At 71.7% G+C, this 11318-nt stretch carries 10 protein-coding genes; 7 read left to right on the forward strand and 3 right to left on the reverse strand.

The features are described 5' to 3' along the window. Positions 1-16: 16 nt before the first annotated feature. The 4 genes from IT293_10780 to IT293_10795 all read left to right on the forward strand — a co-directional run bounded on the left by IT293_10780 (position 17) and on the right by IT293_10795 (position 4276). Positions 17-1564 (forward strand): hypothetical protein, encoded by a 1548-nt coding sequence (locus IT293_10780; GenBank protein ID MCC6765137.1) that lies wholly within the window; start codon positions 17-19, stop codon positions 1562-1564. Positions 1565-1774: 210 nt separating this feature from the next. Beyond that, positions 1775-2542, forward strand: a complete 768-nt coding sequence (locus IT293_10785) for an outer membrane lipoprotein-sorting protein (protein MCC6765138.1) — start codon at positions 1775-1777, stop codon at positions 2540-2542. Between the two features lie 10 nt (positions 2543-2552). After that, positions 2553-3674: an ABC transporter permease gene (locus IT293_10790; protein MCC6765139.1), complete on the forward strand. Its 1122-nt coding sequence runs from the start codon at positions 2553-2555 to the stop codon at positions 3672-3674. Continuing rightward, a complete protein-coding gene (locus tag IT293_10795) occupies positions 3671-4276 on the forward strand; it encodes a cyclic nucleotide-binding domain-containing protein (protein ID MCC6765140.1) in 606 nt (201 codons plus the stop codon). The genes IT293_10790 and IT293_10795 overlap by 4 nt, the downstream gene beginning before the upstream one ends. A gap of 61 nt (positions 4277-4337) precedes the next feature. Here the strand turns inward: IT293_10795 and IT293_10800 are convergent, their stop codons facing one another. Genes IT293_10800 through IT293_10810 form a run of 3 tightly spaced genes read right to left on the reverse strand, consistent with a single transcriptional unit; the run spans position 4338 to position 7461 of the window. Beyond that, on the reverse strand, positions 4338-5330 hold the full coding sequence (locus tag IT293_10800) for an ABC transporter ATP-binding protein (protein MCC6765141.1): 993 nt from the start codon (positions 5328-5330) through the stop codon (positions 4338-4340). 29 nt (positions 5331-5359) lie between these two features. After that, positions 5360-6445, reverse strand: coding sequence for a cyclic nucleotide-binding domain-containing protein (locus IT293_10805; protein MCC6765142.1), 1086 nt, complete (start codon positions 6443-6445; stop codon positions 5360-5362). Continuing rightward, positions 6442-7461 (reverse strand): hypothetical protein, encoded by a 1020-nt coding sequence (locus IT293_10810; protein ID MCC6765143.1) that lies wholly within the window; start codon positions 7459-7461, stop codon positions 6442-6444. The genes IT293_10805 and IT293_10810 overlap by 4 nt, the downstream gene beginning before the upstream one ends. Before the next feature lie 274 nt (positions 7462-7735). On the opposite strand from IT293_10810, the gene IT293_10815 reads away from it, so the two are divergent. From IT293_10815 to IT293_10825, 3 genes are read left to right on the forward strand one after another with little or no spacing between them, the layout of a single operon-like run. Beyond that, entirely contained in the window at positions 7736-8926 is a 1191-nt protein-coding gene (locus tag IT293_10815; protein ID MCC6765144.1) for an acyl-CoA dehydrogenase family protein, read from the forward strand. A gap of 19 nt (positions 8927-8945) precedes the next feature. Further along, the gene (locus IT293_10820) at positions 8946-10094 is read left to right on the forward strand and encodes an acyl-CoA dehydrogenase family protein (protein MCC6765145.1); all 1149 of its coding nucleotides are present in this window, start codon (positions 8946-8948) and stop codon (positions 10092-10094) included. Beyond that, on the forward strand, positions 10091-11230 hold the full coding sequence (locus tag IT293_10825) for a class I SAM-dependent methyltransferase (GenBank protein MCC6765146.1): 1140 nt from the start codon (positions 10091-10093) through the stop codon (positions 11228-11230). The genes IT293_10820 and IT293_10825 overlap by 4 nt, the downstream gene beginning before the upstream one ends. Positions 11231-11318: the final 88 nt, after the last annotated feature.

Genomic DNA, 11318 nt, shown 5'->3' on the forward strand with positions numbered 1-11318 from the left:
TCGCCTGCCCTGCGCCGTGGAGATGGGAGCGGCCCGGTGGTCGGCGGTCGCGGCGCGCTGCGCGCTCGCCGTCGCGATCGGATGCGGCGGCGGCGACGCGCCGACGCCGATCGCGCAGGGCTTCGGCGCGCGCCTTGTCCCCGCGTTCACGGGGCGTCCGGCGGTCGCGCGGCCCGTCGCGGTCGCGCCGGTCGCCCAGCACCCGTTCATGGCGCGGAACGGGTGGAGCAACATGCACGGCGACGGCGCCGCCAGCGACACGCACCCGGAGGGCGGTCCGCTCGGACGGGACCCGGAGATCGTCTCGACGGCGCGCGGCTTCTTCGGCGGCGAGTGCGCGTCGGTGACCTTCGACCGCGCGGGGCGCATCGTCACGGTGTGCACGAGCGCCCGTCGCATGCAGCTCCTCGTGCTCGACCCGGCCACGCTCCGTGAGCTGGCGGCGTACGACATGCCGCCGCGCCCCTCGATGCGGTCGCTCTCGATCCGGACCATCACGACCGATACGTCGGGGGGCGCGTACTTCTATCTCGACGAGCAGGATCGCGTGGTGGTCGGGACGGCCGCGCACCGCATCGAGGTGGTCGCGCACGACGACGCGGGCTTCCGGCTCGAGCGCGCCTACGACCTGGCGGCGACGATCGCGCCGGCAGGGCGCGCGTCCGGCGCCTCGGGCGGCGGCGACGCGATCGTCACGGTTCTCCCGGACTGGAGCGGGCGTTGGTACTGGTTCGTCACCCGCCTCGGCATGGTGGGGACCGTCGAGCGCGAGAGCGGCCGCGTCGCGACCCACCAGCTCGACGGCGAGCGCATCCAGAACTCGTTCGCGGTCGGACCCGAGGGCGCCTTCATCGTGTCCGATCACGCGCTCTACGATTTCGTCGCCGCCCCGGAGACCGGCGCGCCGACGGTCGCCTGGCGCGCGCTCTACGACCGCGGCGCGCGCCGGAAGCTCGGACAGCTCGACCAGGGCTCCGGTACGACCCCGACGCTCCTCGGCGACGAGTGGGTCGCGATCGCCGACAACGCCGAGCCGCGCCTGAACGTGCTGGTGTACCGCCGCGGGCACGCGCCCGAGGTCGACGACCGCAGGCGGCTGATCTGCAAGCAGCCGCTCTTCGCCCCCGGCGCGAGCGCCACCGACAACAGCTTCATCGGCGTCGGCCGCTCGCTCGTGGTCGAGAACAACGCCGGCTACGACATCTTCCCGACCATGATGTTCGGCCGGACCGGCGCGGGCGGGGTCGCGCGGGTCGACGTCGACGAGCAGGGCCTCGGCTGTCACGTCGTCTGGACGAGCCCCGAGATCTCGCAGACGACGGTGCCGAAGCTCTCGCTCGGGAACGGCCTCGTCTATCTCTACACGAAGCTCGCCGACGCGCCCTGGTGGACCGACGCGTACTATCTGACGGCGGTCGACTTCCGGACCGGGGAGACGGTGTACCGCGCGCGCACGGGCGTCGGGCTCGGCTACGACAACCACTGGGCCCCGGTGACGATCGGCCCGAACGGCACGGCGTACGTCGGCACGCTGCGCGGCCTCCTCGCGGTCCGCGACCGCTGACCCGCGCCGTCCGCATCCGGGCGCGCCGCTCCGTCGTGAGCGCTCGCCCGCGTGCGCGCATCGCTCGCCGGGGCGGGGGTGCGCCGATTCGACGCAGGGAATCGCTCGGGTGAGCTTGTCGCTGCGGGGCCCCCGGGGGTAAGAGCGAGCGTCGTCGCAACGTTGTGAGATCACCCGAGGCGCGCGGCGCGCGCGGAGGAGGCTCCCGACATGACTTGTGGCTCGTCTCGGCGCCCGTGGCTGCTCGCCGTCGCACTGCTCGTGATCACGCGCCCGGCACACGCCGATGGCGACGACCCGCGCGATCTCGTGAAGCGCGTCCTCGACGCGGTGCCGAAGGTCGCGCTCACCGCCCAGGCGACGCTTACGTCCGACCGCGGCTGGACACGCGAGCTCGCACTCAGCCGCGCGTTCGTCGACGGCGCCGACGCATCCTACCTCGAGGTGACGGCGCCGCTCGCCCTCAAGGACACGCGCTTCCTCCTGGTCGACCGGGCGGAGGGGCGCGACGAGCAGTTCATCTACGTCCCGACCGTGAAGCGGGCGATGCAGGTCTCGGACGAGACCCGCAAGCAGCCGTTCCTCGGCTCGGACTTCAACGTCAGCGACATGGTGCGTCCGGAGCTCGACGCCTTCACCTACCGCGTCGTCGGCGACGAGACGGTCGGCGGACGGGCCGCCCGTCTGGTCGAGGCGACGCCCAGGACGCCCGAGAAGGAGCTCTACGCGAAGACCGTTTCGGCGATCGACCCGCGCGATCTGCTCGTGCTGCGCGTGCAGTTCTTCGACCCGAAGGGCGGGCTCCTCAAGGTCTGGACGCTCGACAAGGTCGAGCGGATCGACGGCAACTGGACGCCGATGGTGCAGCGCATGGAGGACCTGACGGACGGGCACTGGTCGCGCCTCACGCTCACCGAGGTGCGCTACGGCGCCGACGTTTCGCCCGACGTCTTCAAGCGCAGCTACCTGAACCGCTGAGGGAGAAGGCATGCGCTCGCTCCAGGCGATGATCCGCAAGGAGTTCGTGCACATCGCGCGCGACCCGCAGCTGATCGGCTTCGTGATCGGGCTCCCCATCCTGCTGCTCGTGCTGTTCGGCTATGCGCTCCGGCTCCGCCCCGACAACCTCACGGTCGCGGTCTGGGACCGGGAGAAGAGCTTCTTCAGCGTGAGCGTGAAGGACCGGCTCGCCGACGAGGGCAAGCTCAAGGTCGTGGAGGTGGATTCCGAGGAGACGATCCGCGCCTGGCTGAAGGACGGCCGGGCGCGGCTCGGGCTCGTCATTCCGACCGGCTTCTCGCAGCGCCTCGCCGACAACCAGCAGACGCCCTTCGGCCTGCTCGTCGACGGCAGCATGCCGACGCTCGCGCAAGCGGGGCTCTTCGGCGCCCGCGTGCTCACGGGGGAAGAGGCGTCGGAGGCGCTCCGCTTCGACGATCCCGATCACCCGACGCCGCCGACCCGCAAGCCGCCGATCAAGATCGTCGAGGAGATCCTCTTCAACCCGGAGCTCCGCGACTCCGATTTCTTCCTGCCGGGCACGATCGGCATCGTCATCATGCTGGTCACGCTCACGCTCTCGTCGGGGCTCGTGCGCGAGAAGGAGCAGCAGACGATCGAGCAGCTCCTCGTGACGCCGATCTCCCCCGGCGCCCTCATCATCGGAAAGATGCTGCCGTACGGCTTCATCGCCGCCCTCGACTTCGTGGTCGCCGTCGTGCTCGCGCGCGTCGTGTTCGCGCTGCCGTTCCGCGGCTCGGTGCTCGGCGTCGTCGTGCTCGCGGCGCTCTTCATCCTGGCTCTGCTCGCCCTCGGCGCCCTCATCTCGACGCTCTCGGAGACGCAGATCCAGGCGAACTTCATGGCGGTCTTCGTGATCGTGCCGTCGGTCCTGATGTCCGGCTTCGTCTTTCCGATCGAGGCCATGCCGTACTGGCTTCGGCCGGTCGCCTGGAGTCTCCCCATGACCTATTTCGTCGAGGCGAGCCGCGGGCTCACGTTGAAGGGGGCGTCGATCGCGGAGCTCGGGCGGGACTTCGCGGCGCTCGTCACCTTCGTTGTTGTCCTTGGCGCCGTCAGCGTCGTCCGCTTCCGGAAGACGCTCTCATGAGCCCGAACGGCGAGATCGACGTTCCGAAGGGAACCGTTCTCTTCCGGCAGGGAGATCCGAGTGACTCGATGTTCGTCGTCGCGGCCGGCCGCGTGCGCCTCACCCTCGGGGGCGGCGCCGAGATCCAGGAGATCGGTACGGTTGGCCCGGGCGAGTTCTTCGGTGAGGTCTCGCTCATCACCGGCGGCGAGCGCAGCGCGTCGGCGGAGGTGATCGAGGACAGCCGCTTGCTCGTCATCGACCGCGACGCGTTCCACATGTTGCTCCAGGACGACCTCGCCACCGTCACCCGCATGCTGAGCGAGCAGGGCGTGCGATTGAGCCGCACGAACGATCCGATCCAGGAGGGATTGCAGCGGCTCGCGCGCGTCCGCCTGATCGCGCGCGGCCTGCGCGAGGTCGGCGCCGAGATGCGCCTGCCCGCGCGGATCCCGAGCGCGGCGCTTGCGATCGTGTTCGGGACGTCGCCCGATGCTCTCGCCGGGATCGTGCGCGAAGTCGTCGGTTGCGGCGGCGGCACCTGGGACGGCGAGACGTGGACGATCGCGACGCGCGGCGAGGTCGACGCGCTGCTCGGCGCGCTCGTCACCTTCGCCGGGTGAGCGGACACGAGGGTGCGCGCTGCGGCACGGGCGCGGTGCCGGCGACGGGGTGTCTCGACGCTCAGCGGCCTGACGCCGTCTCGTGGTCCATGCGGCGCGTGAAGGACACGAAGATGTCCTCGAGGCTGGGGTACACCGAGCGGATCGCGCGCACCTCGATCCGCGCCGCGAGCAGGTGTTTGCGGAGCGCGTCCATCACGACGGCGCGCTGCGCGGCGGCCGCGAACGTCGCGAAGCCGTCGGCGTTCTGCGGCTCGGGCGGGACGTCGCGCAGGCGGACGTGCAGGGCCTGCCCGAAGACGCTCACGTCGTCGACGAAGGGCGCGTTTCGCAGCGACGCCAGGGCCGGCATGAGCGGGTGGCACATGATCTCGAGGCGGCGATTCGTCGCCGCGATCTCTTCCTGCTTCATCGAGTTCGGGTCGCCGCTCACGAGGAGATTCCCGTAGTAGATGTAGGCGGCCTGGGTGCAACGCTCGGCCTCGTCCATGTAGTGCGTGGTGACGAAGAGCGTCGTGCCCTGCTCGGCGAGCTGGAAGAGGAGGTCCCAGAGGAGCCGGCGCGCGACCGGGTCGACGCCGGCCGTCGGCTCGTCGAGGAAGAGGATGCGCGGCCGGTGGATCAACGCGCACGCGAGCGCCAGACGTTGCTTCAAGCCGCCCGAGAGGCTTCCCGCGATCTGCCGCTCGCGGCCCTCGAGGCCGCAGAGGCGGACGAGCTCGCGCTTGCGCTCGTCGGCGACGTCGCGCGCGACGTCGTACACGTCGCCGAAGAAATCGAGGTTCTCCCGGATCGTGAGGTCCGGGTACAGGCTGAACTTCTGCGAGACGTAGCCGATCAGGCGCTTCACGCGCTCGGGCTCGCGTGTGACGTCGCAGCCGCCGACGATCGCGCGGCCCGAGGTCGGCACGAGGAGCCCGCAGAGCATGCGGATGAGCGTCGTCTTGCCGGAGCCGTTCGGCCCGAGCATCCCGAAGATCTCGCCCTCGCCGATCGTCAGGCTCACGTGCGACACGGCGAGGCGCTCGCCGAAGGCGCGCGTCAGGTCCTCGATGATGATCGCGTCCGGCATGGTCTCGGCTTCTACGTGCCCACCGTCGGCGGGGTCAACGGCGGTGCCGGCGCGGCGCGCCGGCGGAGCGCGTCCGCCAGTAGCTGCGCCACCCGGCGATGGAAGCGGCGGAGGTACACCGCCTGGAAGAGCAGCGCCGCGGCGACGAACGCGGCGTTCGCGCCCTCGGCGCGGTCGTAGAGCACGTCGACGGAGAACGCGAGGTTCGGGTCGGGCGTCACCATGTCGCGATAGAAGAGGTCGAAGGTGAGGAGCACCGGGAGGGCGTTCACGAGGAGCGCGAGCCCGGTGCCGTAGAGAATGGCGAGGGTCCGGCGGAGGCGGGGCCGGAAGTAGAGCAGCGAGACGGTGCCGGCGACGCAGAGCAGCACGACGCCGCTCACGTAGCTCGCGCGCAGCAGCGACTCGACGGTCGGGGCGAGCGCGACCCGGCGCGCGAGCCCGATCGCTCCGCGCACGCCGAGGAGCGTCGCCGCGAAGGCGCCGAGCATGAGGAACGGCAGCTCCCGACGGTGCCGTACGACGAGCTCGCGCCAGGCGACGCGCGCCGCCGCCGTGAAGCGGCGCGGACGCTCGGGCCGGGCGTCGCCGCCGTCGGCGTTGCGGAGCGCGCCGCGGCGCGCGGCGTCGTCGCTCGTCGGGTCGAGCACGGTCGCGAGCACCCGCTGGTTGTCGCGGTGGCGCGCCGCGAGGACGGCCGCGAGGCGGGCGGCGGCCGGCGGGTAGCGGCGCAACAGCTCGTCGAAGCGCGCGTGGTCGATCGCGAGCAGCAGCATGCGGGTGGTGGCGGTGACGGTCGCCGAGCGCAGCTCGCCCGTGAAGAGCGCCATCTCGCCGATACAGTCGCCCGGACCGACCTCGGCGAGCGCGAGGGGCGCGTCGTCGCCGAGGCCGCCGACGGTCGCCGTGCCGGTGCCGCGTAGCACCACGAGCGCCTCCTCGCCGGGCTCGAGCTCGGCCACGACGCAGCGGCCGGCGCCGACGATGCGGAGCGCGCCCTCCCCGGCGAGCGCCCGCAACATCGGCGCGGGGACGTCGTGGAAGAGCGGGACGCGACGGAGCAGCCGGGCCACGCCGACGGCGCGACGCCCGCTCACGCGCGTCTCCCCGCGCGCGCGAGCACGTAGGTCGCGAGGTCGCCGTAGAGCCGCCGGAAGTACACGAGCTGCGCGAGGAGGACGCCGAGCAGCGCCTGCGCCCAGTAGTTCAACGGTTGGTAGTAGTCCGGGTGCAGGTTCCAGATGAGCGCGAACTCGTCGAAGACGAGCCCGAGGCCGACGCCGAACGCCGCCGCGACCGCGCGCAGGTGCCGGCGGCCCGTCGGGAAGAAGGCGCACAGGCCGGCCGCGATCACGATCGCGAAGCCGTAGTTGAAATGGTGGACGTGCACCGGGTTCGGGCCGCCCGAGTCGCGCAGGTTGAAGAGCCGATGCTCGAGGTCGAGCCCGAGGATCGCCGTGACGACGGCGCGCGACGCGAGGATCGCGGCGGCGAAGCCGGCGAGCACCCAGAACGTCGGCTCGCGGACGTGCGCGCTCACGAGCCGGGCGAGCACCTGACGCGCGGCCGCGCGCGTGACGCCCCCGCGGCGGCCGACCCGCCGGCGCCTCGCCGCGAGGAAGCGCGCGAGCGCGGCCGGCGTCTCGGTGCTCTCGAGGTCGCGAATCTCGCGCAGGAGGTCGCTCGTCGCTTTGAGCTCGCGCGACAAGCGCTCGGCCACGGCGACCCACACGATCGGGAAGTCGCCGACGAGCGCGAGGAACGCCGGGCGATCGAGCAGCGCCACGACGGCCACCTCGTCGGCCTCGACCACCGCCGCCGCGACGACCTCGGTGAAGAGCGCGACCTCGTCCCAGCGGTCGCCGGGCCAGAGCAGCGTCGCCGCGTCGCCGCCGCCCGCCGCCGCGTGGCGGACGCGTACGTGTCCGGCGAGGACGACCCCGAGCATCGGCACGCCCTGGTCCGCGAGCGCGAGGCGCTCGCCGGCCGCGAGCGGCAGCACGCGAAAGCGCGAGGCCGCGCGCGCTCTCTCGTCGTCGCGGAGCGCAGCGAGCCAGGGCAGCGTCTCGACGAGCCCCGTGTCCACTGCGTGCGTCGTCTCGGGCGGGAGCACGCGGCGGTCTGCCGACGCGCGGTTCACGTGTCGGGTGTCGCACGGTGCATGGATCCTCCGCCAGCGAATTCGCGTCGGCGCCGTGCCCCGGAGCGCTCCGGGACGGCACACCTGCGCGAGAATGGCGCAGGAAAACTGCCGTCCGCAGGCGCCGCGCGCCCGGCCTCGCCCCGCGCGCGCTCGATTTGAACTAGCTTCCCGCGTGGTCTAGCTTCCCGCCGGTTCGTCGATGCACCGCCGCGCGCGAGCGCGTGCCCGTACCGCGAGGGTTCCCATGGCCGATCTCGAACAGTTCCGTGCCGACGCGCGCCAGTGGCTCGAGAAGAGCGCGCCGCCGGAGATGCGCGTGCCGCCCAAGTCGCAGGACGAGATTTGCTGGGGCGGACGGAGAGCGTCCGCCTCCTACCCCGCCCCGGTACTGCGCTGGCTCGCGGTCATGGCGGAGCGCGGTTGGACCGCGCCGACGTGGCCGAGGGAATACGGCGGCGGCGGGCTCTCGAAGCAGGAGGCGAAGGCGCTCGCCGAGGAGATGGCGAAGCTCCGCCTGCGGCCGCCCCTCACCGGCTTCGGGCTCTCGATGATCGGACCGCTCCTCCTGCAGGAAGGCAGCGAGGAACTCCGCAAGGAGCACCTGCCGTCGATCATCCAGGGGAAGATCCGCTGGTGTCAGGGCTACTCCGAGCCCGGCTCCGGCTCCGATCTCGCGAGCCTGCAGACGAAGGCCGTCCGCGACGGCGACGTCTACGTGCTGAACGGGCAGAAGGTCTGGACCTCCTACGCCGACAAGGCCGACTGGATGTTCATCCTCGTCCGCACCGACTTCCAGGCGCCGAAGCACAACGGCATCACGTTCCTCTTGATGGACATGACGTCGCCCGGCGTCGGCGTGAAGCCGATCAAGCTCATCAGCGGCTACTCGCCCTTCTGCGAGACCTTCCTCTCCGACGTGCGGGTGCCCGTGAAAAACGTCGTCGGGCAGGTGAACGCGGGCTGGACGATGGCGAAGGCGCTCCTCGGCCACGAGCGTACGATGATCGCCGACGCGTTCAAGGAGCGCGACGACGCGCGGAAGCTCGTCGATCTGGCGCGGCGGCACCTCGGGGACGACGGCGGGAAGGTCGCGGACGCGATCATGCGAGACCGGATCACGCAGGTGGAGATGGACCAGGCCTGCCTCGACCTCACGCTCGCGCGCGCGCGCGACGGCATGAAGGCGGGCCACAAGCCCGGCCCCGAGACCTCGATCTTCAAGTACTACGGCACCGAGCTCAACATGCGCCGCCGCGAGCTCATGGTGAGCGTCTGCGGGCCGCAGGGGCTCGGCTGGGAAGGGCCCGGCTTCGACGAGGACGAGCTCAAGATGACGCGCGACTGGCTGCGCTCACGCGGCAACTCGATCGAGGGCGGCACCTCGGAGATCCAGCTCAACATCATCGCCAAGCGCGTGCTCGGCTTGCCGGACTAGCCAGGAAGGCGACCATCCCATGGATCTGGTCCTGAACGAAGAGCAGGAGATGCTCGCGCGGAGCGCGCGCGAGTTCGTGAGCGGGCGCTCGTCGCTCCGGCGGGTGCGGCAGCTTCGCGACGGCGAAGACGCCGACGGCTTCTCGCGCGACCTCTGGCGCGAGATGGCGGCGCTCGGCTGGCTCGGAATCACCGTCCCCGAGGAGTTCGGAGGCGCCGGGCTCGGCTGGACGGACCAGATGGTCGTGCTCGAGGAGATGGGCCGCGGCCTCATGCCGGAGCCGTTCACCTCGACGGTGCTGCTCGGCGCGACGGCGCTCCTCCTCGGCGGCAGCGCCGCGCAGAAGGAGGAGCATCTACCGGCGATCGCCGGTGGCGCGCGGCTCGTCGCGGTCGCGTACCAGGAGGCCGGCAGCCGCTACGACGCGAGCAAGGTCGCGACCGGGGCGGTGAAGAGCGCCACGGGGTTCACGATCACGGGCGAGAAGATCCAGGTGCTCGACGGGCACGTCGCGGACCACCTCGTGGTGTCGGCGCGCACGTCGGGGGCGAGCGGCGACGTGAACGGCATCACCCTCCTCCTCGTTCCGGCCGACACTCCCGGCGTGACGATCGCGCGCCAGTCGCGCATCGACGGACGGAACGCGGCGCTCGTGCGCTTCGACGGGGTCGAGATCGGCGCCGACGCGGCGCTCGGCGAGGTCGGCGGCGGCGGCGCTCTCCTCGGTCGCGTGCTCGACCGCGCGCGCATCGGGCTCTCGGCCGAGATGCTCGGCTCGATGCGGGCCGCCTTCGAGATGACGAACGACTATCTCAAGACCCGCATCCAGTTCGGCGTCCCGATCGGGAGCTTCCAGGCCCTCAAGCATCGCGCGGCCAAGATGTACATCGAGCTCGAGCTCTCGCGATCGGCCGTCATGGGCGCGCACCGGGCGCTCGACGAGCGGAGAGACGACGCCACGATCGCCAAGCTCGCCAGCCTCGCCAAGGCCCGTTGTTCCGACGCCTTCGTGCTGATCGGGAACGAGTGCGTGCAGATGCACGGCGGGATCGGCGTCACCGACGAGCACGACATCGGCCTCTTCTTCAAGCGCGCCCGGGTCGCGGAGGCGACGTTCGGCGACGCCGCGTTCCATCGCGACCGCAGCGCGTGTCTCGAAGGGTATTGACGGGGCCGACGACGAACGCGCCGCTCGCCGACCTCGCCGCGCGCATGGAGGCGGGCGGCGCGAACCTGACCGTCGAGGCGCCCGCCGGCGCGCGGCTCGCGATCGGCGCCGACCCGGACCGCGCGCGGGTGGTGTTCCGGAACGAGCGCGCGCTCGGTGCGCTGCTGCGTGGCGACCACCTGGCGCTCGCGGAAGCGTATCTGCGCGGCGAGGTCGACCTCGCGGGTGACTTGAGCCAGGTGCTCCGCGTCACCGACTTCCTCGACATGGGGAAGCCCTCGCGCCTGCGGGAGAGGGCGCACTGGCTCCGGTACCTCGTCGACCGCCGGCGCCTGGACCGCCGCTCGGTCGCGGCCCACTACGACCGGCCGCCGGAGTTCTTCCTCGCGTGGCTCGATCCCTCGCGCTCGTACACGCACGGCTTCTACGCCTCGGCCGACGACTCGCTCGAGGCGGCGCAGCGGCGCAAGCTGCAGTACGCGATCGACGCGCTCGGGCTCCGCCCGGGCATGGACGCGCTCGACGTCGGCTGCGGCTGGGGCTCGTTCCTCGAGTACGCGGGGGCGCGGGGCATCCGCGTCCACGGCATCACGCTCTCGCGCGCCCAGCACGACTTCGTCGCCGAGCGCATCCGCGCGCACGGCCTGCCGTGCACGGTGACGCTCGTCGACTTCTTCGACTATCGGCCGCCGCTTGCGTTCGACGGTGCGGTGTTCATGGGGAGCCTCGAGCACATCCCGGACCACCGCTCCGTCGCGGCTTTCCTCGCCCGCCATTTGAAACCGGCGGCGCGTGTGTATGCCGACTTCGTGACGACACGGGAGGGGCGCCTGGCGGGGGCCTTCCTGCGCAAGTACATCTTCCCCGGCGTCACCGGCTACGTGGAGCTCGGGCGGCTCGTCGGCGCGCTCGGGCGGGCGGGCTTCGATCCGTCGGCGATCGGCGACGACACGCTCAGCAGCGCGTGGACGGTCCGCGACTGGGCGAGGGAGCTGCAACGCCATGGCGAACGTCTTGCGGAACGTCATGGTGCGGTCGCGGTGCGCGCCTTCCTTCTCTATCTCTGGAGCTCGCACCACTTCCTCGCGACGGGTCGGACCCAGGCCTACCATCTGGTCGCGGGTCGCGAGCCGTAGGCGGTGAGTCGGCGCTTGATCGTCCGGGGTCCTGCCCGTAGTGTGTGCCGTCACGCGCTTCCGCGATTCTCCGGTCCCCATCCGGCGC

The organism is Deltaproteobacteria bacterium, from assembly GCA_020848745.1.
Taxonomy (GTDB): Bacteria; Desulfobacterota; Binatia; order UTPRO1; family UTPRO1; genus UTPRO1.